General features: G+C 70.7%; 23 protein-coding genes and 1 pseudogene. 18 read left to right on the top strand and 6 right to left on the bottom strand.

The features are described from left to right. Nucleotides 1-77 precede the first annotated feature (77 nt). From RB608_RS08490 to RB608_RS08550, 13 genes and pseudogenes are all read left to right on the top strand, one after another. The gene (locus tag RB608_RS08490; protein ID WP_308087377.1) at nt 78-1,781 is read left to right on the top strand and encodes a hypothetical protein; all 1,704 of its coding nucleotides are present in this window, start codon (nt 78-80) and stop codon (nt 1,779-1,781) included. A gap of 470 nt (nt 1,782-2,251) precedes the next feature. After that, nucleotides 2,252-3,538, top strand: coding sequence for a helix-turn-helix domain-containing protein (locus tag RB608_RS08495; protein ID WP_308087378.1), 1,287 nt, complete (start codon nt 2,252-2,254; stop codon nt 3,536-3,538). A 408-nt stretch (nt 3,539-3,946) separates the two neighbouring features. Continuing rightward, a pseudogene (locus tag RB608_RS08500) lies at nt 3,947-4,543 on the top strand (ABC transporter ATP-binding protein); the annotation flags it as partial. 453 nt (nt 4,544-4,996) lie between these two features. After that, the gene (locus RB608_RS08505; protein WP_306810250.1) at nt 4,997-5,704 is read left to right on the top strand and encodes an ABC transporter permease; all 708 of its coding nucleotides are present in this window, start codon (nt 4,997-4,999) and stop codon (nt 5,702-5,704) included. A 52-nt stretch (nt 5,705-5,756) separates the two neighbouring features. Continuing rightward, entirely contained in the window at nt 5,757-6,560 is an 804-nt protein-coding gene (locus tag RB608_RS08510) for an MlaE family ABC transporter permease (protein WP_392390978.1), read from the top strand. Further along, the gene (locus RB608_RS08515) at nt 6,557-7,960 is read left to right on the top strand and encodes an MCE family protein (RefSeq protein ID WP_308087379.1); all 1,404 of its coding nucleotides are present in this window, start codon (nt 6,557-6,559) and stop codon (nt 7,958-7,960) included. The genes RB608_RS08510 and RB608_RS08515 overlap by 4 nt, the downstream gene beginning before the upstream one ends. Continuing rightward, a complete protein-coding gene (locus RB608_RS08520) occupies nt 7,957-9,066 on the top strand; it encodes an MCE family protein (protein WP_308087380.1) in 1,110 nt (369 codons plus the stop codon). The genes RB608_RS08515 and RB608_RS08520 overlap by 4 nt, the downstream gene beginning before the upstream one ends. Continuing rightward, nucleotides 9,066-10,079, top strand: coding sequence for an MCE family protein (locus RB608_RS08525; RefSeq protein WP_308087381.1), 1,014 nt, complete (start codon nt 9,066-9,068; stop codon nt 10,077-10,079). Before RB608_RS08520 ends, RB608_RS08525 begins: the two co-directional genes overlap by 1 nt. Beyond that, a complete protein-coding gene (locus RB608_RS08530) occupies nt 10,076-11,125 on the top strand; it encodes an MCE family protein (protein WP_308087382.1) in 1,050 nt (349 codons plus the stop codon). The genes RB608_RS08525 and RB608_RS08530 overlap by 4 nt, the downstream gene beginning before the upstream one ends. Continuing rightward, nucleotides 11,122-12,474, top strand: coding sequence for an MCE family protein (locus RB608_RS08535; RefSeq protein WP_308087383.1), 1,353 nt, complete (start codon nt 11,122-11,124; stop codon nt 12,472-12,474). The genes RB608_RS08530 and RB608_RS08535 overlap by 4 nt, the downstream gene beginning before the upstream one ends. Beyond that, a complete protein-coding gene (locus tag RB608_RS08540) occupies nt 12,474-13,631 on the top strand; it encodes an MlaD family protein (RefSeq protein WP_308087384.1) in 1,158 nt (385 codons plus the stop codon). The genes RB608_RS08535 and RB608_RS08540 overlap by 1 nt, the downstream gene beginning before the upstream one ends. Continuing rightward, on the top strand, nt 13,628-14,272 hold the full coding sequence (locus RB608_RS08545; protein WP_308087385.1) for a hypothetical protein: 645 nt from the start codon (nt 13,628-13,630) through the stop codon (nt 14,270-14,272). The genes RB608_RS08540 and RB608_RS08545 overlap by 4 nt, the downstream gene beginning before the upstream one ends. Continuing rightward, nucleotides 14,269-14,799: a hypothetical protein gene (locus tag RB608_RS08550; protein ID WP_308087386.1), complete on the top strand. Its 531-nt coding sequence runs from the start codon at nt 14,269-14,271 to the stop codon at nt 14,797-14,799. Before RB608_RS08545 ends, RB608_RS08550 begins: the two co-directional genes overlap by 4 nt. A gap of 25 nt (nt 14,800-14,824) precedes the next feature. Here RB608_RS08550 and RB608_RS08555 read toward each other — a convergent pair whose 3' ends face one another. Then, on the bottom strand, nt 14,825-15,106 hold the full coding sequence (locus RB608_RS08555; RefSeq protein WP_308087387.1) for a helix-turn-helix transcriptional regulator: 282 nt from the start codon (nt 15,104-15,106) through the stop codon (nt 14,825-14,827). Nucleotides 15,107-15,273: 167 nt separating this feature from the next. Between RB608_RS08555 and RB608_RS28275 the strand changes: the two genes are divergently transcribed. The 3 genes from RB608_RS28275 to RB608_RS08570 all read left to right on the top strand — a co-directional run bounded on the left by RB608_RS28275 (nt 15,274) and on the right by RB608_RS08570 (nt 18,054). Further along, nucleotides 15,274-15,645, top strand: a complete 372-nt coding sequence (locus RB608_RS28275) for a DUF6907 domain-containing protein (RefSeq protein ID WP_392390977.1) — start codon at nt 15,274-15,276, stop codon at nt 15,643-15,645. A 121-nt stretch (nt 15,646-15,766) separates the two neighbouring features. Beyond that, the gene (locus RB608_RS08565; RefSeq protein WP_308087389.1) at nt 15,767-16,990 is read left to right on the top strand and encodes a helix-turn-helix domain-containing protein; all 1,224 of its coding nucleotides are present in this window, start codon (nt 15,767-15,769) and stop codon (nt 16,988-16,990) included. Then, nucleotides 16,987-18,054: an HAD family hydrolase gene (locus RB608_RS08570; RefSeq protein WP_308087390.1), complete on the top strand. Its 1,068-nt coding sequence runs from the start codon at nt 16,987-16,989 to the stop codon at nt 18,052-18,054. The genes RB608_RS08565 and RB608_RS08570 overlap by 4 nt, the downstream gene beginning before the upstream one ends. On the opposite strand, the gene RB608_RS08575 is transcribed toward RB608_RS08570, so the two are convergent. From RB608_RS08575 to RB608_RS28280, 4 genes are read right to left on the bottom strand one after another with little or no spacing between them, the layout of a single operon-like run. Next, nucleotides 18,047-18,493 carry a PIN domain-containing protein gene (locus RB608_RS08575; RefSeq protein WP_308087391.1) on the bottom strand — a complete coding sequence of 149 codons (447 nt, stop codon included), beginning with the start codon at nt 18,491-18,493 and terminating at the stop codon, nt 18,047-18,049. The two genes, RB608_RS08570 and RB608_RS08575, sit on opposite strands and share 8 nt — an antisense overlap. 31 nt (nt 18,494-18,524) lie before the next feature. Next, the gene (locus tag RB608_RS08580) at nt 18,525-18,752 is read right to left on the bottom strand and encodes an Arc family DNA-binding protein (protein WP_308087392.1); all 228 of its coding nucleotides are present in this window, start codon (nt 18,750-18,752) and stop codon (nt 18,525-18,527) included. A gap of 49 nt (nt 18,753-18,801) precedes the next feature. Continuing rightward, complete coding sequence (locus RB608_RS08585) at nt 18,802-19,398, bottom strand: mismatch-specific DNA-glycosylase (RefSeq protein WP_308087393.1); 597 nt, start codon at nt 19,396-19,398, stop codon at nt 18,802-18,804. 12 nt (nt 19,399-19,410) lie between these two features. Then, nucleotides 19,411-19,533, bottom strand: coding sequence for a hypothetical protein (locus tag RB608_RS28280; RefSeq protein WP_392390979.1), 123 nt, complete (start codon nt 19,531-19,533; stop codon nt 19,411-19,413). Here RB608_RS28280 and RB608_RS08590 point away from each other — a divergent pair. Next, nucleotides 19,487-20,644 (top strand): site-specific DNA-methyltransferase, encoded by a 1,158-nt coding sequence (locus tag RB608_RS08590; RefSeq protein WP_392390980.1) that lies wholly within the window; start codon nt 19,487-19,489, stop codon nt 20,642-20,644. The two genes, RB608_RS28280 and RB608_RS08590, sit on opposite strands and share 47 nt — an antisense overlap. Nucleotides 20,645-20,716: 72 nt before the next feature. Here the strand turns inward: RB608_RS08590 and RB608_RS08595 are convergent, their stop codons facing one another. Then, nucleotides 20,717-22,198, bottom strand: coding sequence for a wax ester/triacylglycerol synthase family O-acyltransferase (locus RB608_RS08595; RefSeq protein WP_308087395.1), 1,482 nt, complete (start codon nt 22,196-22,198; stop codon nt 20,717-20,719). 150 nt (nt 22,199-22,348) lie between these two features. Here RB608_RS08595 and RB608_RS08600 point away from each other — a divergent pair, with 150 nt between their 5' ends. Next, nucleotides 22,349-23,872: a DUF2510 domain-containing protein gene (locus tag RB608_RS08600; protein WP_308087396.1), complete on the top strand. Its 1,524-nt coding sequence runs from the start codon at nt 22,349-22,351 to the stop codon at nt 23,870-23,872. The last annotated feature ends 6 nt before the right edge of the window (nt 23,873-23,878 follow it).

Raw genomic sequence — 23,878 nt, forward strand, 5'->3', positions numbered from 1 at the left:
GTCGTCGTGACGGCGCGCCGTCCCACAACCACACGCACCACCACCTGGTGTCTCGGTTGAGGAAACCCAACCGACTGGTGGGCCCGACAGAACCAACGCCGGGCCCACCAGTCGCCACCAAGATGAAAAACACTCCTGCTGAACCCGCATCGCATCACCGACCGACTGGAGCACACCCGTTGAGAATCCGTACTTTGATGACTGCCGTGACTGCCGGCGCTGTGACCTTCGCCTTGGTCGGGACGGCGACCGCCCCGGCGTTCGCCAACCAGCCGATCCCTGACGCCCAGTCCGGTCACCTCGTCACCTGGGGCAGCGGCAGCGCCTCCGCCGCCACCACGCTGCCTTCCGAACTCGACGGGAAGCGGATCGTGAGCGTCTCGGCCAGTGACAATCCGATCAGCGGCGCGGTCACCGACGAGGGCGAACTCTTTGTCTGGGGAGGTCCCTCCGGCGGGGTGGTGGCAGGCGCCCCCACCGGCCTGACCGACGCTGCCGCTGTCGCGCTGAGGGCGGCCAACGGCGTCGTGCTCCGAGAAGGGGGTGAGGTGGTGGCCTGGGGCGTGGCTCCGGGGATCTCGGCCGTGCCGGAGGGGCTGCGGGCTCAGGCCGTGGCCGTTGATGTCACCGGCACCGCCTTCGCCGTGACGACCGAGGGAACCTTGGCGCACTGGGGGAGCGCCCCGTTCCTGGTGCCGCCCGACGACCTCACCGACCTGGTCGACGTCGTGGCCGGCAGGATCCCGGCGGCCCTCGACGCCGACGGCAATGTCATCACCTGGGGCACCGACCTGCTGCCCGGCAGCGTGGTCCCCGCCGACATCCAGGGCCACGTCACCCAGATCGCCACCGGCGAATTCACCTACGGCGCGATCCTCGATGACGGCTCGATCCGGTTGTGGGGGTCGGACGTGGACCCCTCTAAGCCCATCCCGACCGTGCCCGCGAAGCCCGACGGCAAGAAGGTCATCTCTCTCGGGATCGCCAACGGCAACACCGTGGTGGCCGTGACGGAGGACGGTCAGGTCTATGCATGGGGCTCCAACGCCGATGTGGTCAACGTGGATGCCGTCGCCGGGATCAACGACGGCGAGCCGGTCGCCGCTGTCAGCATCGGTGAATACCACGCCGCCGTCATCGTGACCGACTTCCATGCCTCGGCCGCTCCCGTCATCGCCGGCTCGCCGGTGATCGGGCAACAGTTGACGGTCTCCACGCCGGCAGAGTTCACCCTCGATCCCGACGGTGAGGTCACTGGCCAGTGGCTCAGGACGACGGGCGGCACCACCACGGAGATCGCCGGTGCGACGACTGACACGCTGACCCTCGACAAGAGTCTCGAGGGCGCGACGATCAGCTACGAGACCACCGCTGAACGCGGCGGCGAGACCGTGGTCACCACGTCCAACACCCTCGGCCCGGTCACCGCAGCACCCATCGTCAAGGTCGCCAGCACGGTCACCGCCGAGAAGCCGGTGAGCAAGTACAAGGGCAAGAAGTCCGCTGCGAAGAAGGCCAAGAGGACCAGCTTCTCCGCCGCCATCGCCACCCCGGGTGCCAGCCCGGCGGGCACGGTCACCCTCATCATCGAGGGCAAGGTCAAGAACAAGAAGGGCAAGACCAAGAAGGTCTCCAAGCAGGCAACGGCGATCGTCGGTGCCGATGGCGCACTCAAGATCGTGGTCAAGGGCCTCAAGCGGGGCAAGTACACCGCCACCTGGTCCTACCCGGGCAGTTCCACCACGCTTCCCTCGACCGTTGTGAGGAAGTTCAAGGTCTGATCTGACTATTTCCCGTCGAGGCTGTCGAGATCCCAGGGTCTCGACAGCCTCGACATTGTCGATGTATCTGCCCGGGCCGCTTGCGGTCCGGGCAGATGTCGTTCGGCATGCACGCAGGCGGTGCGAGCGCGACCGGCGACTCCTCGCAGGTTCGGTTCTTGTGCTGTAGGTGAGCAAATCCGGTGTTGCTTGCGAGTGGTCGGCGACCTTGCGTTCTTTGAAGCGTGTCTTGATCCACGATCGCTGGGGGTCCTGCTTCTCGGAATCCCTTGGCTGGTCGACTTGGTCCGCTGCCCTCCCTGCGCTCGGGACAGCCGTCGAGCAGATCATCGGAATTTTGGGGCCGACAAAATCGCGCTATCGCTCCGGGCGCGACGGAACAGACCTACCCTGAGAGGGCGGGTACCTGGGGGACAAGTCCTCGCGGACGCGGGGCGTGGTGCCCGCGAGCCGGGAGTGAGGAGTCGGGCATGACGGATACGCCGATGCTGTCGCCGGCATCGTCGGAGGAGTCGCCTCGAGAGGCGCTGTCCCGCGTCGTGCAGATCCTGCGTCCCCAGATGGAGGCGATGGCCGAGCAGATCGTCCGACAGATCCAGGACTCCGTGCCCGAGTATGCCGGGCCTGAGGGCGCGCCACGCCACCAGCTCCTCGTCCTCGCAGCACGCACGGCGGCTCGGCACTTCCTCGACGACGCCGAGCAGTTGCCCGGACAGGAGCGTCACGTCGACGAGATGTTCCGTCGTCTCGGCTACACCCAGGCGCAGCGGGGGCGCAGCCTCGAGTCGCTCGACGCCGCGCTGCGGGCAGCGACCCGGTGGTCCTGGCGCTACCTCGCGGAGTTCGCCGTCGGTCACGACCTGTCCGGCACGGATCTGCGAGATCTGGCCGGTGCCGTCTTCGACTATCTCGAGCATCTCCGTGACCAACTCGTTGAGGGCTTCGAGCTGGCACATCGGGTGGGGAAGGTCGGTCACGACGCTGCCCGTGGCCGGTTGTTCGAACGGTTCCTGGCCGACCCGGTGTCCCGGCCCGGTCCAGGGGTCAGGCTGGGAATCGACCACCAGGACCTGCGGGCGCTGGCCGAGGCCGCGGGATGGTCCATCCCCGAGACCGTCGTGGCGCTGGCGGTCAGCTACTTCGGGGAGCCCCCCACTGTGCTCGAATCGCCGACCATGCTCATCCATGTCGAGCCCCGGCGCATGCTCGTCTTGTGCCCACCCGAGGAGCGGGACGAGCTCGTCGCGCAGATCAGCTCCTCCGGCCCAGGCCTGCGGATCGCGGTGAGCTGGCCAGTACCACCTGGAGAGTCGGGATCGGCGCTGCGCTGGTGCCAACGTGCCCTCGACCTGGTCCAGCGAGGCATCATCGTGCCGACCCAGGTCGTCGACTGTGCCGAGCACGCGACCCAGCTGTGGCTGCACGCCGAGCCGTCCATGCGCCAGCACCTGTGCCAGGAACTGCTGCGTCCGCTGCTCGCCGAGGCGCCCAACTCACGATCGATCCTGTCCGAGACTCTCCTGATCTGGGCGGAGACGCGGGACAGCGCGCCCGCGATCGCGGCTCGGCTCGATGTGCATCCGCAGACGGTCCGCTACCGCTGGAAGCGGATCAACCAGCTGTTCGGGGAGTCCCTGCGGGACCCCGAGTTCGTCGTCCAGATGACCCTTGCCCTGAAGTCGAGCATCCCCTTGTGGAGAGCCGGCGACCAGAGCGACTTCGACCTGTTCAACGAGCGGTTGGAGTCGACAGCTTGACCTGATGACCGGTGCCGCCGCGTGTCCTGAGCTGCCGGCTCGCGGCGGCCGTGCCATTCGTCTTGTCACCCACCTCACAATTGTATGGCCATATTTAGATGGGGTGATCGCGGGCCGCTCTGGCGGAAAGGCCCGCGGGGCACGATGTCGAACATGGAGATCAGGCGGCCGCGGGTGACGGAATGCCCCGGCGACGGAACCAACGCGTCCTCGCAGTGGACGACGAGACACCGTTTGTTGTCACTCCACTGACAAGGCCCGTCGCCTGCACGTGCGGTCGTCTGCAATCGCGCCCGTGTGACTGGGCGCACACCTACGCTGCTGGGGACCGCCCCCGGTCACGACAGCCCCACTGACCAGCACGCGTATCCCGCATGTAGGAAACCGCACAGAATCCAGGAGGACCGCGTGGGCGGATCGATCGAAGTCACCGGACTCAGCAAGACCTACGGTCGCCAGAACATCTGGCACGACGTCACGCTGACCCTGCCGCCCGGCGAGATCACGGCGATGATGGGGCCCTCGGGCACCGGCAAGTCGGTCTTCCTCAAGTCGCTCATCGGGCTGGTGCAGCCCGAGGAGGGGCAGGTGCTGATCGACGGCGTCGACATGGTGTCGGTGCCGGAGTCGCACAAGCTCGAGCTGCGCAAGAAGTTCGGCATCCTGTTCCAGGACGGCGCGCTCTTCGGCTCGATGAACGTCTACGACAACGTCGCCTTCCCGCTGCGCGAGCACACCAAGCTCAAGGAGCCGCAGGTGCGCGACGTGGTCATGGAGAAGCTCGACATGGTCGGGCTGGTCGGTCAGGAGCACAAGCTGCCGGGGGAGATCTCGGGTGGCATGAAGAAGCGGGCCGGCCTGGCCCGCTCCCTGGTCACCGACCCGGAGATCATCCTCATCGACGAGCCGGACTCCGGCCTCGACCCGGTGCGCACCTCCAACCTCGCCCAGTTGCTGATCGAGGTCAACGCAGCCACCGACGCCACCATGCTGGTCGTCACCCACAACATCGAGCTGGCGCGCACGCTGCCCGACAACATCGGCATGCTCTACCGCCGCGAGCTGGTGATGTTCGGGCCGCGCGAGTCCTTCCTGATCACCGACCACCCGGTCGTCTCGCAGTTCATGAGCGGCGACCCGGACGGGCCGATCGGCATGAGCGAGGAGACCGACCACCGGCGCTCCGACCTGATCGACATCGGCGGTGGCTACCCCGGTGGCGGGATGATCCCCAGCGGGGCCCGTGCCATCGAGGTCGTGCCCCGTCAGCTCGCGCCCCGCTCGGGCGCGGCCCGGCCCAGCAGTGAGCGGCACCGGGCCCGGGTGGCCTCCGGCGGCGCGCCTCTGTACGTCGCCGACGACGAGGAGTCTGACCAGGCGCGTTCCATCGTCCGTCCCAGCCTTCCGATCCGCTCGCTCAACGCGACCGGCAGTCTCTTCGCCCTCGCGCTCGACACGATGCGGGCGCTGTTCCGGCGCCCCTTCCGGGCGAGTGAGACGCTCGAGCAGTTCTGGTTCGTGGTCAGTGTGTCGTGGGTGCCCGCGATCCTGATCTCGATCCCTCTCGGCGCCGTGATCGCCCTGCAGTTGGGCACCCTGACCACGCAGCTCGGCGCGCAGTCCTTCACCGGCGCGGCCAGCGTGCTCGCGATCGTCCAACAGGCCGCGCCCATGGTCACCACCCTGGTGATCGCCGGCGCCGGAGGTGCCGCGATCTGCGCGGAGCTCGGGTCGCGGACCATCCGCGACGAGATCGCCGCGATGCGGGTGATGGGCCTCAACCCCGTCCACCGGCTCGTGGTGCCCCGGGTGCTGGCCTGCGTCGGCGCCGCGGTCCTGCTCAACGGCCTGGTCTCGGTGGTCGGCGTGCTCGGCGGCTACTTCTTCAACGTCATGCTCCAGGGCGGCACGCCCGGCGCCTATCTGTCGAGCTTCACCGCCCTGGCCCAGATCTCCGACTTGTGGGTCGGCGAGATCAAGGCCGTGATCTTCGGGTTCATCGCCGCCGTCGTGGCCTGCTACCGCGGACTCAACACCGCGCCCGGCCCCAAGGGCGTCGGCGACTCGGTGAACCAGTCGGTCGTCGTCACCTTCCTGCTGCTCTTCTTCGTCAACTCCGTCCTCACCGCGCTCTACCTGACGCTGGTGCCCATGAAGGGGGCCTGACATGGCTGCCACCACACCGCAGCCCCGGTTCTCGCCGCCCAAACGGGTGGCGATGCGGCCGGTCGACAAGCTGGCCCAGATCGGCGCCGACATGCGGTTCTACGGCGAGGTGATGCGTCACGTCCCGGCGACGATCCGCCACTACCCCCGCGAGGTGATGCGCCTCCTGGCCGAGGTCAGCTTCGGCTCCGGCGCCCTGGCCGTCATCGGCGGCACCGTCGGCGTGATGCTCGGTCTGACCCTGTCGGTGGGCCTCGTCGTCGGCATGCAGGGGTACGCCGCCCTCGACCAGATCGGCACCGCCACCCTGACCGGCTTCATCTCGGCCTACTTCAACACCCGCGAGGTCGCCCCGATGGTCGCGGCGCTCGCGCTCTCGGCGACCGTCGGGTCCGGCTTCACCGCCCAGCTCGGCGCGATGCGGATCAACGAGGAGGTCGACGCGCTCACCGCGATGGCCGTCTCCAGCGTCCAGTTTCTCGTCACGACCCGGGTGATCGCCGGCTTCATCGCGATCATCCCGCTCTACGTGATCGGCCTGCTGACGTCGTACGCCGGCTCCCGGCTGGTGACCGTCTACGTCTACGGCCAATCGGCCGGCACCTACGACCACTATTTCGAGCTCTTCCTGCCACCCATCGACATCCTGCTGTCGTTCGTCAAGGTGCTCGTCTTCGCCGTGATGATCATCCTGGTGCACTGCCGGATGGGCTTCTCGGCCTCCGGCGGTCCCGCCGGCGTCGGCGTCGCGGTGGGTCGTGCGGTGCGCCGCAGTCTCGTCGCGGTGGCGCTGCTCGACCTGATCCTGTCCATGGCGCTGTGGGGCGCCACGACCACGGTGAGGATCGCGGGATGAGCACGAGCAATCCGGGCCGGATCCGCGACGTGATCGTGGGAGCCTGCGCCGTCGGCCTGGCGGTGGTCCTGCTGACCGTGGCCTATCTCGCCTACCACCGGGTGCTCGTGCCGAGCGAGACCGTCACGCTGCGCACCGACGTGGTCGGCAACGCCATGCAGACCGGCTCCGACGTCAAGCTCAACGGCGTGCCGGTCGGGCGGGTGGAGAGAATCCGGGCCACCGAGGACGGTGCCGCCCTGTCGCTGGCCCTCAACCCCGACGTGCTGAAGCTGCTGCCCGACAACATCGTGGCCCGGCTGCTGCCCAAGACCCTCTTCGGCGAGCGGTACGTCGCGCTGGTCGAGCCGGGCGAGCCCAGTGGCAGCCGGCTGCGCGGCGGCGACGTCATCCGCCAGGACGCGTCGGCCGAGGCCGCCGAGCTGCAGCAGGTGCTCGATGAGCTGCTGCCGGTGATGAAGGCGATCCAGCCCGACAAGCTCGCCGCGATGATGGGCGAGTTCGCCGAGATGCTGCGCGGCAACGGAGAGAAGATCGGTGACGCGATGTCGATCTGGCAGGGCTACCTGACCAAGCTCGAGCCGCTCGTGCCGCAGATGGCCGACGACCTGGCCCGGCTCGGCCGGGTCGCCGAGGAGTGGAACGTCGCCGCGCCCGACCTGGTCGACGCGCTCGCCACGATGACCACCAGCGCGAAGCTCCTCGTCGACGAGCAGACCCAGCTGCGCGACGTCTACGCCAGCGTCATCGGCTCGGCCGACACCACCCGCGGCTGGGTGGCCGACAACCACAACACGATCACCGTGCTGTCCAAGGAGAGCCGCAAGGCGCTGCGGGCCACCTCGCCCTACGCCTCGCAGTTCCCCTGCCTGTTCCGTGCGGTGCGCGACTACATCCCCAAGATGAAGGCCGCGCTCGGTGAGGGCCAGGGCGAGCCCGGCCTGCACGCGGTGCTCCAGGTGGTGCCGACGCGGAGCAAGTACCTCGCCGGCCGCGACAAGATCACCTACACCAAGGGCAACCCCAAGCCCCGGTGCCCGTACGTCACCGGCCAGGTCGGCACCCAGCCCGCCCCCCGGGCCACGCTGCCCGGTACGGCCGAGGCGGCCGACACCGGCTGGCCCGCCAGCGGCACCCCGAATGGCGACGCCCCCGCCGCCGGGTCCGGCGACACGGGCGCAGCGGATGACCCGCCCGCGATCGCCCCGCCGCCGGGCAGCAGCGTGCAGTCCTACGAGTACGCCATGACCGGGCTGGGCGACGCCAACTCGCCCGGCGAGAACCAGCTGATCGCCGAGCTGATCGCACCCACCCAGGGCATGGCCCCGGGCGACTACCCGACGTGGAGCAGCCTGCTCCTGGGGCCGACCCTGCGCAACACGAAGGTGGTGCTGCGATGAGCGGCGCGTCCGACCGTCACCAGCTGCGCTGGACGGCGGTGAAGGCCCTGGTGTTCACCGTGGTCACCGTGCTGGCCACCACGGTGCTCGCCCTCACGATCCGCAACAGCTCCGGCGGCGACGCCCAGGACTACGCGGCCGTGTTCACCGACGTCACGAGCGTGAGCCGCGGTGACGACGTACGCGTCTCCGGCGTGAAGGTCGGCAGCGTCAAGGACGTCAAGATCACCGACGGCCGGCTGGCCAAGGTGCGGTTCACGGTCCGCAAGGGCGTCCGCCTGCCCGACACCACGATCGTGCAGATCCGCTTCCGCAACCTGGTCGGCCAGCGCTACCTGGCGCTGGTGCAGCCGTCCGGCGTGACGAGCAGCCCCACGGCCGGGCAGACCGGCAGCGGCATCGCCCCGGCGAGCAGTACGACGACGTCCGGCGCCTCGGCTGACACGATCAAGCCCGGGCACACCTTCGGCATCGACCAGACCCGGCCCGCGCTGGACCTGACCCTGCTGTTCAACGGCTTCCAGCCGCTGCTGCGGATGCTCGACCCCGACGACGTCAACCGCCTCAGCGAGCAGATCATCGCCGTCTTCCAGGGCGAGGGCGCCACCGTCGAGGGGCTGCTGAAGAGCACCGCGTCCCTCACCACCACCCTGGCCGAGAAGGACCAGGTGATCGGCGAGCTGATCTCCAGCCTCAGCAGCGTGCTCACCACCGTCAACGACCGCTCCGACCAGCTCGACACCACGCTGCTCACCATGCAGCAGCTGGTCTCCGGCCTCGCCGAGGACCGCGCCGCCATCGGCGGCGCGATCAGCGGCATGGGCGACCTGACCACCAGCGTCGCCGACCTGCTGGGCCAGACCCGCCCCGCGGTGCGCAAGTCGATCAAGCACCTGGGCAAGCTCTCGCAGAACCTCGACGAGCACAGCGACGAGGTCGAGTCCTTCCTCGAGATGCTGCCGGTCAAGCTGGACCGGATCGGCCGCCTCAGCAGCTACGGATCGTGGCTCAACACCTATCTGTGCTCGATGGAGGGACGGATCCCCATGCCCCAGGGATACATGGGCGACCTCGGTGCCCTGCCGGTCGCGGAGAGGTGCCACTGATGACCCGCTACCGCCGTTCCTTCGCGGAGCGCAACCTGGTCATGATCGCCGTGGTCGGGATCATCGTCATCGGCGTGTCCTTCACGGCCGCCATGAAGCTGTCCTCCCTGCCCGTCGTCGGCGGCGGCCCGGTCCACGAGGCCGTCTTCGCCGAGGCCGGCGGGCTCAGCCCGGGCGACGAGGTCCGGGTCGCCGGCGTCCGCGTCGGCGAGGTCAGCGAGGTCGACCTGCGGGGCCGCGACGTCGTCGTGCGCTTCCGCGCCAAGGGCGTCGACCTCCCCGACCAGACCTCTGCGGCGATCAAGGTCAAGACCATGCTCGGGCAGAAGTTCCTCTCGATCGACCCGCTCGGCTCGGGTGAGCTGAAGGGTGCGATCCCGCGCGAGCGCACCTCGGTGCCGTACGACGTCAACGCGGCCTTCTCCGACCTGAGCACCACCGCCAGCGAGATCGACACGCCCCAGCTCGAGCAGAGCTTCCGGGCGATCGCCGACGCCTTCCGCGGCACCCCCGACTCGGTGCAGCAGATGGTCGACGGGCTGACCGCGCTGTCGCGCACGATCTCCACCCGCGACGACGACCTGGCCGAGCTGCTCAAGGCGACCACCCAGGTCAGCGGCACCCTCGCGGGGCGCAACGAGCAGATCGCCGCCCTGATCAACGACGGGTCCGACCTGCTCGGCGAGCTCCAGCAGCGCCGGGACGCGGTCAACGCGATGCTGGTCGGCACCGCCGACCTCGGCGCCCAGGTGCGCGGCTTCGTCCAGGACAACCAGAAGACCCTGGCGCCGGCCCTGGCCAAGCTCGACAAGGTCTCCGCCATCCTTGAGCGCAACCAGGACAACCTCGACAAGGCGCTGCGCCAGCTCGGTCCCTACTACCGCGTGCTGGCCTCGGCCACGGGCAACGGTCCCTGGGCCGACTCCTACCTGTGCGGCCTCTTCGACGACGACCTCAACCCGATCCTCGAGAACGACGTGGTCCGCAACTGCCACCCCGGAGGTGCCCGATGAGCTCCCTGCGCCAACGCCGACTCGTGATCGGCCTGGTGGTCCTGCTGCTCGTGGCCGGCGGCTTCGGTCTCCGGGCGCTGCTGCGCGACGAGCCGGTCCGGTTCAGCGCGATGTTCGAGTCGACGGTCGGCCTCTACCCCGGCTCGGACGTGCAGGTGCTCGGCGTACCCGTCGGCAAGGTGACCTCGGTGAAGCCGGACGGCGAGACCGTCCGGGTCACCATGGAGCTCGACCCCGGCCGCGACGTGGCCGCCGACACCGCGGCGGTCATCATCGCCCCGACCCTGGTCAGCGACCGGTTCGTCCAGCTCACCGTCCCGTGGGTGGCGGGGGAGGGCACCGCCAAGCTCCGCTCCGGGACCGAGCTCAGCATGGACCGGACCGCGGTGCCCGTCGAGATCGACGACCTGTACGACGGCCTCAAGAGCGTGTCCGACGCGCTCGGCCCGGAGGGGGCCAACCGGGACGGCGCGCTGAGCGACCTGCTCGAGGTCGCGGCCGAGAACCTGGACGGCCAGGGCGAGGGCCTCAACACGATGTTCCGCGAGTTCGGCGAGGCCAGCGCGACGCTGTCCGGGCTCGACGACGAGTTCTTCGCCACGATCAGCAACTTCGAGAAGCTCAACGCGATGCTGCTCGCCAACGACGGCGCGGTCGGCGAGGTCAACAAGCAGTTCGCCGACGTGGCCGGCTATCTCGCCGAGGACCGCGACGACATGGGCGCGGCGGCCGAGAACCTCGGTGAGGCGATGCAGGTGCTCGACGACTTCATCCGCCAGAACCGCGGCAAGCTCAAGGACAGCGTCGACAACCTGGTGCCGACCACCAAGGTGCTGCGCAAGCAGCGCGACTCCCTGGAGGAGATGGTGCGGCTGGCGCCCGTGCTGATGCAGAACCTCCTCGACCTCTACGACCCGGAGCACAACGTGCTCGTCGGTCGCGGCAACCTCAACGAGGCCACGATCTGGGCCGACGCGCTCACCGCGCGGACCTCCGAGAACGCGCCGCCGACGATGTTCGAGGGCGCCGGAAGGAGCCGACGATGAGCACCCGATTCCCCGACCGGACCCGGCGTACCCGTCGGGGCGGCCGCTGGGCCGCCGCGGCCGGCGTCCTGGCGTTCGTCCTGTCCGGATGCGGCCTCGGCGGCGGCATCTACGACGTGCCGCTGCCGGGCGGCGCCGACGTCGGCGACGACCCGATGACCATCACCGTCGACTTCACCGACGTCGTGGACCTGGTGCCGCAGAGCAGCGTCAAGGTCTCCAATATCGCCGTCGGCCGGGTCTCGGACATCGAGCTCAACCCCGACGGGCTCAGCGCGCGCGTCACCCTGGTGATCCGCAACGACCTGGACCTCCCCGAGAACACCGGCGCCCGGCTGCAGCAGTCGTCGCTGCTCGGCGAGAAGTACGTCGCCCTGGTGCGGCCCGCCACCGCGGCCGGCGGGGGCGAGCTGCGCACCGGCTCCCACATCGAGCTCGCCGCGACCAGCCAGGTCGCCGAGGTGGAGCAGGTCCTCGGCGCCGTCTCGACGGTGCTCAACGGCGGCGCCGTCGGCAAGTTCCAGGAGATCTCCCAGGAGCTGCAGAAGGTCGCCGACGGCCGGCCCGAGCAGATCCGCGACTTCCTGCGCACCACGCGGGTCTTCGTGGAGAGCCTCGACGCACGCAAGGACGCGATCGCCGACGCCCTCGAGTCGCTCGCCGACCTGTCCGCGACGCTCGACGACGACAAGGACAAGATCGCCACGGCGCTCGAGGGCCTGAGCCCCGGGATGAAGGTCCTGGCCGATCAGCGACCGCAGCTGGTGGCGATGCTCGAGTCGCTCAACCAGCTGAGCACCGTCACCATGCGGACCCTGAACGCCTCGAAGCAGGACATGATCGAGGACTTCCGGCTGCTCGAGCCGATCCTGAGGAACCTCGCCGCCGCCGGTGACGCGCTGCCGGAGTCCTTGCAGATCCTGCTGACCTACCCGTTCCCCGACGCCGTGCTCGGCGCCATCAAGGGCGACTACCTCAATGCCTTCGTGACGACCAACTACAGCTCGCTGCCCCCGGGCTGTGCCGCGATGGGCTGTCCGTGGGAGCAGCCGGGCTTCGACCTCACCGGCATCGCGTCCGGGAGGCCGGCGATGGCACCGCGCGGCTCCGCGGACGCGCCGCCGTCGACGGAGGGGAAGGGCGCCGCCCCCGAGTCCCCGTCGGGAGAGCCGTCGCCGTCGTCCGGGTCCTCGCCGTCGCCGACGATGCTGCCGTCCACGGACTCGCCGGTCCCCGGCGTCCCGTCGCCGACGATCCAGGTCCCCAAGCCCACCGGCGCCCCGAGCCCGACCGGCTCGGCCGGCCCGACCGGCTCGCCGTCGTCCACTCCGACCGCTACGGAGGACTGATGCTCAACATCACCGCCAAGGCCAAGCTGTTCGTCTTCATGGCGCTCGCGATGGTGACCACCACCTTCCTCGCGGCACAGTACGTCGGCCTGGACCGCTATGTCGGCGGCTACCGCGTCACCGTCGACCTCACCGAGGCCGGTGGCCTGTTCGACAACAGCGAGGTCACCTACCGCGGCGTCCCGGTCGGCCGGGTGGAGAGCCTGGTCGCCACCGGCGACGGGGCCCGTGCCGTCGTCCGGATCAAGCCCGGCTCACCCGACATCCCCGCCGACGTCGAGGCACGGGTGGTGAACCGCTCGGCCATCGGCGAGCAGTACCTCGACCTGCGCGGCGGGCCGCTCGGCGGCGACAAGCTCGGCGAGGGCGACCGGCTCACCGTCGGCGCCGGCGGTCTGCCGCCGTCGCTCGACGGGCTGCTGCGCAGCGGCCGCGACTTCGTCGCCTCGGTGCCCTCCGACGCGCTCACCACGGTCATCGACGAGACCTACGACCTCTCCCGCGGCAACGGCCAGCACATGGCCCGCCTGGTCGAGACCTCGACGGAGTTCGCCCGCACCGCGGACAAGAACTTCCTGGTCTCGGCCAGCCTGATCCGCAGCTCCGGCACGGTGTTGGCCACCCAGGAGGCCTCGGCCGAGAGCTTCCAGAGCTTCAGCAAGGACATGTCGCTGCTGGCCCACGCGCTCGCCGACCAGAACGACTCGTGGCGCCAGCTGATCGAGCAGACACCCGCGGCCGCGCGTGAGCTGGGCGCCCTCTTCTCGACGGTCGGGCAGCCGCTCGGCGACCTGATGGGCAACCTCGTCTCGACGGCCCAGGTCTTCGGCACCAACGCCGCCGGCGTCAAGGAGACCTTGATCAAGCTGCCCGAGGGCATCAGCATCACCTATGCGGTGATGACCGCGAAGGGCATGCGGATGGGCGTCACGCCCACCTTCTTCAGTCCGATGCCGTGTGTGACCGGCTATGGTGCGACCGAGATGCGCCCCGGTCTGGACACGAGCCCCGGCAAGCCGTTCAACCTCGAGGCCGGCTGCACCTCGCCCACCGCGGGCACCAACGTCCGCGGGCCGAGCGCGGTGCCGAAGGGCAAGCGGCCGGTCGGCGTCGACCTGACCGGCAGCCTGGAGGACCTGATGGGAGGGACGCCGTGACGGAGGGACGGGACGCCCCCGCGGAGACCGCGGAGGAGTCGACGACCGGGGAGCCCGAGTCCTCGAAGGAGTCGGAGCCCGACGTACGCCCGTCGGTCGTGGTCCTGGGCGCGGACGACGCCGCGGCCTCGTCGCGACGCCTCCGCCTGGGGCGCTGGACGTGGCTCGTGCTCGCGGCCAGCATCGTCGCCGTGGTGGCGGCGTACCTCTCGTGGAGCAATGCCGACGACGACCCCGCCCTCGCGCGAGCGGAGCTGCGCGACCTGGCCATCATCGAGGGCACGGCCGCGGTCGAGACGATGAACTCGATGGACTACCGCGATGTCGAGGCGGGCCTGGAGGCCTGGCGCTCGGTCACCACGGGCGTGCTGCGCGACCAGCTGACCGCGATCGCCGCCGACGAGCGCCAGCTGCTGGCCGACCAGGGCAAGATCGCCACCGGCCGCGTCGTCGAGGCCGCGCTCACCGAGCTGACCGACCGCACCGCCACGATGATCGCGGCGGTGGAGGTCACCGTCGCCGACAAGGACCCCGCCCAGGAGCCGACCGTGAAGCGCAACCGCTACAGCGCCGACCTCGTCCTGGTCGACGGCGACTGGAAGCTCGAGAACCTCGGCCAGGTCCCGGTGGCCACCTCATGACGGCCACGACGCGATCCGGGAGCCGGGCCCAGCTCGCCCACGCCCTCGCACTGGTCGTCGCCATCGCGCTGATCGCCGTCGCGGTGGTGCTGGGCCTGCGGGCGCAGTCGCTGCGCGACGACCCCGCACTGGCCAACCGTGCCCAGCTCGACGAGGCCGCCGCCCGGGGGGTGACGACCGAGGTCTCCCGCGGGCTCGCCCAGGTGTTCAGCTACGACTGGTCGCAGCCCGGGATCACCAAGGCCGCGGCCGACCAGCTGCTCTCCGGCCAGGCGCGGGAGGAGTACGACACCCTCTTCGCCAGCCTCCAGGAGCGCGCCCCCGACCAGAAGCTCACGTTGAGCACGCAGGTCCAGGTGGCCGGCGTCCAGCGCCTCACCGAGACCAAGGCGACGCTGCTGGTCTTCCTCGACCAGTCCAGCAGCCGTGCGGAGGACGAGGAGTCCTCGGTCTCGGCGGCTCAGCTGCGGGTGGAGGCCGAGCGCAAGGGCCGCTCGTGGGTGATCACGGCCCTGAACCCGCTGTGACCCTCCGGCCCGGCTGGATCCGGGCTCACGCGCCCTGAGTCAGGTCGGGAGCCCAGGAGGGCAGCAGTGAGCTGAGGGAGATGCCCAGCGCCTGGCTCAGCGCCATGGTGTTGCGCAGGCTCATGTTGGCCGGCGACCCGGGCTTCGACTCGCCCTTCTCGTACTGGCGATAGGTGTTGGCGGCGATCCCGGCTCGTTGCGCCACGCGCTCCTGGCTCAGTCCGGAGTCGTGACGGGCCCGCTGGAGGTTGACGCCGATCTCGCGGACGTAGGCATCCCAGGAGTGGTCGGCAGACGAGGAAGACACGGGGTCAAGCATGGAGCGAATCACCGACACAGATGTACATACTGGTAGGTGGATATCTGGTGACCGGGGCATCCTGTGGACGACGTCCGGTCGACGGCGGCAGTTGTCGGGGCTGGTTCCTAGTCTCCAGAGACCGTCACCATCCGTTCGGACTCCGGAGGCAGACCATGGAGAGCTCGCGCCCCACCTGGCTCGCTGAGCCGTGTCCGCCGTGGTGCCTCCGCGAGCATGACGAGGACGACCACCCGGACGACCGGGAGCACCGCGGCGAGGCGGTCGATCTCGCGGTCGTTGCCACGGGTGAGGATGCTGTACCCGTGACCGATGCCCTGGCTCCCCTCGAACTCGTCGTGCAGCTCCACCGTCGTGTCGGCGCGCCGGTGGAGTGGGTCAGCATCGAGCCGGCCGAGGCCCGGCAGCCTCGGCTGGCGCTCACGCGCGGCTCGGCCCGCGCCCTGGCGACGGCGCTGCGCCACGTCGAGAGCCACCCGGGACCGGGGTCCCTGGTCGAGATCCCGGACGATTTATCACCTGGATGACAACTGATGACAGGTGCCCGGAGCGCGTCGGCAGCGCGTGAGGAACGATCAGGACAGGAGTGAGACTGTGACCGGTGACACTGAGCGTCCAGGGGGAGGCGGTGATCAGAGGGAGGGTGCCGTGCCGGACGCAGCGATGCAGATGGACTCCTCGGAGACCGCCCGACTCGTCCTCCCCTCCGTCCGCCGTCGCCTGCCGCGCATCGCCCAGCAGGTCACGGAGGAGATCCGGTCCACCGTGCCGGGCTTCGCCGACAGCGACCACCGTCAGCAGCTGGTCTCGACCGCGGTCAACAGCGCCGCCGCCTACTTCCTCGGCAACGCGCTGGGTGAGCCGGTCTCCTCGATGGCCTCCGACGACCTGTTCCGCAAGATGGGCTTCCGCGAGGGCGGGGTGGGCGCCGACCTGTCCGCCCTGGACAGCGCGGTTCGCGTCGCCGCCGGCACCTACTGGGCCGAGATCCGAGTGGAGGCGGCCCGGCTGGGCGTCTCGCCGTACGCGCTGGAGGACCTCCGCGACGCTCTCGACGGCTACATCGACCACCTGCTCGCCCAGGCACGCCAGGGCCATGACGCCGGCAGCACCGCGCGCGAGCAGGACAGCGGGCTCGCCCGGCGCCGGCTCGTCGACGGGCTGCTCGCCGGCGCGGACCCCGACGACGTCGAGGCGTACGCCGAGGTGGCGCTCTGGCCGCTCCCGCCGCTGCTGGTGGTGGCGGCTGTCGAGCTTCCGGGGGGTGCGCGCCTCGACCCGAGTGTGCTTCCCTCCACTGTGCTGTGTCGGACCGCACCGGGGCGGGCCGCATTGATCACGAGCGAGGACGTCATGGCGGATGCCATCGCCACCGTCAGGAGCCAACTGCCCGCGGCGCGGTTCGCGGTCTGTTGGCCGGTCGAGCCGCGGGACGCGCCCGCCGCCTACCGCTGGACCCAACGCGCCCTGGCGCTGGCGAGCAAGGGCATCCTGCCGGCGCGCCCCGTGCTCGACTGCCGGGCCTACCGCACCGAGATCTGGCTCCACGCCGAGCCCGTCATGCGCCGACAGCTGGCCCAGGAGCTCCTGCAGCCGCTGCTGGAGGAGACGCCCAACTCCCGCGAGATCCTGTCCGAGACGCTGCTGGTCTGGCTGGAGACCCGCGACAGCGCCCCGGCGATCGCCGCCCGCCTGGGCGTGCATCCGCAGACGGTGCGCTACCGCTGGCGCCGCATCAACCAGCTCTTCGGCGAGGCGCTGCACGATCCCGAGTACGTCGTCCAGCTGACCCTCGTCCTCAAGGCCAGCATCGCGCTGTGGGTTGCGGGGGACCAGAGCGACTTCGAGCGCTACTCGGGACGCGTTCAGTGAATCCCGCCATCCTGCTCCTCGTGCTGCTTCCGGCGCTGGTCGGACTCCTGCTGCCGCTGCCCGGGTGGCTGGCGCTGCGGCGCTCGCGGCAGCAGGGCGTCCGGTTCCGTGACCTCGCGGCCCTGCAGGCGGCCCGGCGGGTCGACACGGTCCTCCTCGATCGCTGGGGCACGGTCACCACCGGCGAGCTCGTGGTCAGCGACATCGACCCCGTCGAGGAGGGCAACGAACGCAACCTGCGGTGGTTCGCCGCCGCGCTCGAGCACGCCGCCGCCGACCATCCGGTGGCGCGCGCGATCGCCCGCCTCGCTGGCCCCGGGCGGCTCACCGCGGTCGAGTCCTTCCCCGGCCGCGGCATCAGCGGCGCCGTCGACCGCCACCCGGTCCGGGTGGGCACCCCCGGCTGGCTCGGCATGGAGGAGCGCGACGGGCTCGGGAAGACCATCGGCGTCGAGGTCGACCACCGTCCGTTCGGCTACCTCACGGTCACCGACCAGGTCCGCGCGGACGCGGCCCTCGCGGTCGCGCGGCTGCGGGCCGCGGGGATCCAGCCGATCCTGCTCTCCGACGGCACCCCCCACGACACCGAGCACCTGGCCCAGGCCTGCGGCATCGACAAATGGCTGCTCGGCAAGGATCCCGCCCAGCGTGAGCAGCTGGTCCGCGACCAGCACGGCGGCGGTCACACGGTCGCCCTCGTCGCCCGCGACGCCGGCAACGCGGCGGCGCTGGCGGCGGCCGACCTCGCGTTCACGGACGCCCCCGACCCTGCCGCCGGCCCGGACGCCGACTCTGCCACCGGTCCGGACGCCGTCCTCGTCCCGCATGCCCGCCTCGAGGACCTGGACGCGCAGCGGGTCGCCCACGCCCTCGAGCTCGCCCGCGCCCTGCCGGGCGTCGTGGCCCGGACGCGGGTCACCGGCCTCCTGATCACCGGCGTCGGCGCGCTGCTCGCCGGCCTGGGCCAGCTGAACCTCACCGGCGCCATCGGCTGCGGCGCGCTCGGCGCCCTCGTGGTCGCCCTGATGGCGGTGTGGTCGCTGGAGCGCCGACGGCTCAGCTGACTCCGGACGGACGCCGAGTTGGCCGCGGAGGTTGCCACGGGTCGAGACAGGTCACCCCGAGCGGCTCGAAGTGTCGGGTGTTTCCGGTGACGACGGTCATGTCGGCGGCTTGGGCGACCGCTGCGATGAGCGCGTCGTCCAGCGGTGCGTGCTCGGGGACGCGGTACGTGGACAGGATCCGCGCGGCAGCCAGGTCGAACGGCAGGACGCGTCCGGCGAAGGCCGGCAGGACTCGCTCCTCGAACCAGCGACGCAGGACGTCTCCCTGCGCGCGGTCTGTCCGTTCCTTGGCGATGACGCCGCGCTCGATCTCGCTGATCGTCGTAGCAGCAACGAACTGGTCGGCCACCGGCACCGTGACGGCCCAACTCTCCACCGCCGGGTTGCGCCCACGTACCCGAAGGGCAGACAGGACATTGGTGTCCAGGACGTACCTCATCGCTGCCTGGCCCCCTCGGGCTCCCAACGAGTCACAGCTTGGGAGTGCGTGCGGTGACACCGAGCCGCGCGGGCTCGAAGTCGATGTCCGCGCCGTCGTCGCCGGCCAGGAGGTCGACCAGGGTGAGGGACTCACGTTGCAGCGCGTCCGCGAGGATCTCGCGTGCCTCGGCTTCGACCGAACGGCGGTGCTGCTCGGCGCGTGCCTTGAGCGCGGCTTTGGTCCCGGCGGGAAGATTGCGGATAAGGATCTGCTCCACGGTCGATCACCTCCGATATCGGGCAATGATATCACGCGGTGCGCGCCCCTCAGACGACCCCGGCGGCCTGGGCCACCTCGCGGTAGGCCGCCGCCAGGGAGGCGACCGTCTCGTGGGCGTTGAGGCCGCTCGGGTTGGGCACGACCCACAGCTCGGCGCCCGCCCACAGATCATCGAGCGTCTCGGGCTGGCGTCCGGGCGTGGCCTTCGGCAGCCCGAACGCGGTGCGGTACGCCGTGATGCCGGCGATCGCGACGACCCGGGGCCGGACCCGCGCCACGAGCTCGGTCAGCCGCACCCCGCCCTCCCGCAGCTCCTCGGCGCTCAGCTCCGACGCCTTCGCGGTCGCCCGGTGCACCACATTGCTGATCCCGATCCCGCGCTCGCGCATCATCGCCCGGTCGGCGTCGCTCATCCCGTCGGCCGGGTCGACCGGCTCGGTGATCACCCCGCCGAGCAGCAGCGCCGGGTAGAAGCGGTTGCCCGGGTGCGCGAAGTGGGTCTGCGTCGCGGCGGTCCACAGCCCCGGGTTGATGCCGACGAAGAGCAGCTTCAGCTGCTGGTCGGGAGCATCGGGGAGCAGGTCGGGGACGACGGCGTCACGGAAGGACTCCAGCTCGGCTCGGGTGAAGGTGCGACGGGACACGAGGGGAGCCTGTCACGATGTGCCGATGGGCATCGAGCCGGCCTGGAACACCTTCGCCGAGGGCGACAACCTCGACGTGCTCGCCGCCGTGCTCGAAGGCAGGACCGACGCGGTGCCGACGGAGTACGACCTGATCTATCTCGACCCGCCCTACAACACCGGCAACGACTTCGCCTATCGCGACGACTTCCGCGGCGCGCGGGGCGCGGGGGCGGCCGGCCGCCATGCGACCTGGGTGGCCTATCTGCGGCCCCGGATCGAGGCGGGGCACCGGGTGCTCGCCGACACCGGCGCGCTCTTCGTCAGCATCGACGATCACGAGGTGGCGCACCTGCGGCTGCTTCTCGACGAGGTGTACGGCGAGGCCAACTTCCTGGCCCAGGTCGTGGTCAACCTCAACCCGAAGGGGCGGCAGCTCGGCAAGGGGTTCGCGACGTCGCACGAGTACCTCCTCGTCTACGCCAAGGACGCCGCCCGCTGCGTGCTCGACGCGTCCTCGCCGCACACGGTGGTGGAATCCGACTTCCCGCTCGAGGCGCCCGACGGACGCCGCTACCGGCGGCTGCCCCTGCGCAACACCAACAAGCGGTTCAACCCGCTCTCCACCCCGACCCTCCACTACGCGCTCTGGGGCGACCCCGCGACCGGTCGGGTGGCGAGCGAGCCCTTCGACGGGGCGGTCGAGGTCAAGCCCGTCTTCGGCGACGGTACGCCGGCCGTGTGGCGCTGGTCCCGGCCGCGGATCGACGAACGCCCCGACGACCTCGAGTGCCGCATCGTGCGCGGCGCGCGCGGTGAGCGTGTGGACGTCTACCAGCGCGACTGGCGGCACCCGGTCGGGGGCCGGCGCAAGAAGCTGCCCACCATCTGGCTCGCCGAGGAGGTCGGCTCCACGGACACCGCGGTCGCCGAGCTCAAGGAGCTGGTCGGCCACGTCTTCGAGTCACCCAAGCCGACCGGGCTGTTGCTGCGCGTCCTCGGGACGATGCCGGACGACGTCCGGGTGCTCGACTACTTCGCCGGCAGCGGCACCACGGGCCACGCCGTCGCGCTGGCCAATGCGGCCGACGGCGGGCGTCGTACCTGCTTGTCGGTGAACTCCGCCGAGCCCACCCGCGCCGGCTCCAACGCCGAGCGCGGAGGCCACACCACGGTCTCCGCGGTCACCCGGGCACGGCTGCGGGCCGTCGCGGAGCGGGTCGGCGGCGGCTTCGTCACCGTTGAGTTGCCGCCAACTCACCGTTGAGTCGCCACCAACTCACTGCTGAGTTTGCGGCAACTCAACGGTGAGGAAGTGGCAACTCAACGGTGAGCGGACTCAGGAGACTCCCGCGGCCTTCTCCAGCGCGGCCAGCTCGTCGTCGAGGAAGGTCAGCAGCCGCTGCAGGTGCGGGACGGTCCGGCGGCAGCCGGTGAGCCCGAAGCCCATGTTGCCGGCGTACGACGTGCAGGTGATGTTGAGCGCCATGCCGTTGATCGGGATCGAGACGGGGTAGTTGCCGACCAGCTGCGCGCCGTTCCAGTAGTGGGGGACGCGCGGGCCGGGAACGTTGCTGATGATCAGGTTGTAGGGCGGCCGGACGATGCCCTGCATCCGCAGCATCGGCACCACGATCGACGGCGCCATCCCGATCGCGCTCATCGCCACGATCTGGGTGGGCGTCATCGAGGACAGCGCCTCCTTGCCGTCCTTCATCGACTGGCTGATCGTGCGCAGCCGGTCGGCCGGATCGGCCTTGTCGGTGGCCAGGCGGACCATGACCGAGCCGATCGCGTTGCCGCCGTCGCCCGGATGGCCGGCGGGCGTCCCGGCCTGGCGGGCCTTGAGTCCGACCGGGACCATCGACACCATCGACTGGTCGGGCAGTGCGTCGAGCTCGGTGAGATAGGTCCGCATCGCGCCGCTGCACATGGCGAGCACGACGTCGTTGATCGTCGTGCCGGTGGCCTTGCCGACGCCGCGGATCCGCTCCACCGGCCAGTCCTGGGCGGCGAACCGGCGGGCGCCGGTGATCGACTGGTTGAAGATCGTGCGCGGGGCGGCCAGGGACACCGCGGAGGTCTCGTTGCGCAGGCCCTTGCGCAGCGTCTTCACCAGCGCGAGCGGCATGCCGGCCGCGTCCGCGCTGACGCTGAGCGCCGTGCGGACGACGTCGCCCGGCAGGTCCGCGACGGTGCGGGCCGCGGTGGTCGCGGCGTCGACCGCCGCGGCGGGCAGCGAGTCCGGACCCACCGGCTCGGGGCGATGCCGGGCGGTGGCGCGGCCCGCGCCGTCGGCGAAGGGCGCGGGCATCGCGCGACGCTCGGGATCGGAGGACAGCACGCTCGCCATCAGCCGCATCGCGGAGATGCCGTCGACGAGGGCGTGGTGCAGCTTGGTGTACATCGCGACCCGGCCGTCGGCCAGGCCCTCGATCACGTGGGTCTCCCACAGCGGCCGCTCCCACGCGAGCCGCGTGGAGTGCAGCCGGCCGACCAGCTCGAGCAGCTCGCGGACCCGGCCCGGCTGGGGGAGCGCGCTGTGCCGCACGTGGTGCTCGACGTCGAACTGCTCGTCCTCGCGCCAGACCAGCGTGCCGCCGGTGCGGACCGACCGATGGGGGTGCTTGAGGAAGAGCGGCGCGATCCGGCCGGTGTCGCGCATCGACTCGAACATCTCCCGGACGAAGTCGGAACCCGCGTCCGCCGGCGGCTCGAAGAGCTGGAGACCACCCACGTGCATCGGCATGTTGCGGTTCTCGGCGAGGAGGAACGCGGTGGCGGTCGGGTCGATCAGCCGGTTGCCGGGAACGGAGACCACGGAGCAGCCCCTTTCGTCGCAGGTGCCCCGATCCTTGCGCTTCGTGACGGGCGTCACAAGCGGAACGCCGCAGTCGCCCGCGTCGGGAGCGGAGGCGTGACCGGCCACCCGGTGGGGTAGGAGGGCCGCACGCGACGATGGGAAGAGGCCTTGAGCACGATCACCCCGCCCGGCTGGTACCCGGACGGCGACGGCTGGGAGCGGCGCTGGGACGGCGACGCCTGGACCGACGACCGCCGGCTGATGACGAGGTTCGCACCGGCCGACGAGACGACCAGGGTCCGGTCCGCGCCCGTGCCGCCGGCGGCGTACCCGACGCCTCCGGCTGCCCACCCGCAGCCCACCCCCGATCCGACCGCCACGCCACCCACGGTCTACGCCGTGCCGGTGCGGCACGGGCAGGTCCCGCCGCTCGGGTACGCCGGACCGGCCACTCCGCTCGCCCCGCCTGCCGCGGCCGTCCCGTCCGCTCCCGTCCGCCGCGGCCGTCTCGGCCTGTGGCTCGCCCTCGCCGTCGTCCTGGTGCTCCTGGCCGGCGCCGCGGGGACCCTCGCCGCGCTGCGCCCGTGGGAGGACGGCGACCCGGCCACCGTGGCGGGCGACGGCCCGGGCGGCTCCGACGAGTCCGGCCGCACCGTCGCGATCCAGGGGGACGTCGACGGCGACGGGCACGGTGACGCCGTCTACTACTTCTCCCCGGACTACGACAGCACCCGGCGGATCACCGCGTCCAGCAACGGCACGGTGTTCACCACGAGCGAGCTCGCCGTCGAGGAGTCCCGCGAGCCCGACGAGCTCTCCCTCGACTGGGACGGCGACGGCGTCAACGAGGCGCTCACCTGGGCCTTCGTCGGCGACGCCAGGCAGCTGACCCTGTCGTCGTCCGACCGCGAGTTCCCCGGCGACCAGACCTTCCGGCTGCAGCTGTCGTCGCTCGAGGAGTACGGCCTGCGGATCCAGGTCCAACCCGGCGACTTCGACGGCGACGGCGATGTCGACCTCGCCGTCGCCGGCCCCAACGACCGGAGCGTCGACGTCCAGGTCCTCATCGGCGACGGGTCGGGAGGGTTCGCCGAGCCGGTCCGCTGGGCCGCGCTGTCCAACGCCACGGTGGACTCGACCGAGATCCGGGCCGGCGACTTCGACCACGACGGCAGGGCCGATCTGTGGACCCGGCTCCCGGCGGAGAAGCTGGCGGACGAGGACTACTCCGGCTACTACTCCGGCGACCAGGGCTACGCGATGCTCACCTCGACCGGCGCCGACTTCGAGGTCGGGGCGGTGTACGAGAACGACATCTACGCCGACGCCCAGCTCGTCGGCGACGTCACCGGCGACGGCACGACCAGCCTGGTCACCGTCGAGGCCAGCAGCTACGACGAGGCCGTCGCGATCAAGGTCTACGACCTGGCCTCGGGACAGCCGCGGGAGGTGGCCGGCTTCACCGGGTCGTCCACGATCGGCAAGCGCAGCCTCCAGGGCGCCACGCTCAGCGACGTCGACGGCGACGGCCGCGGTGACGTCGTGTTCGTGGTCAAGGCACCCCAGGAGTCCAAGTTCACCGGGGTCCAGGTGATGAGGTCGACCGGCACGTCGTTCGAGCCCGCGACGGTGTGGGCCGAGACGCCGCCGTGCGACGACGCGGACTGCCGGATCGAGTTCCTCGGGTCCTGAGTCGGC

This window comes from Nocardioides sp. LHD-245 (genome assembly GCF_030929495.1).
GTDB lineage: Bacteria > Actinomycetota > Actinomycetes > Propionibacteriales > Nocardioidaceae > Nocardioides.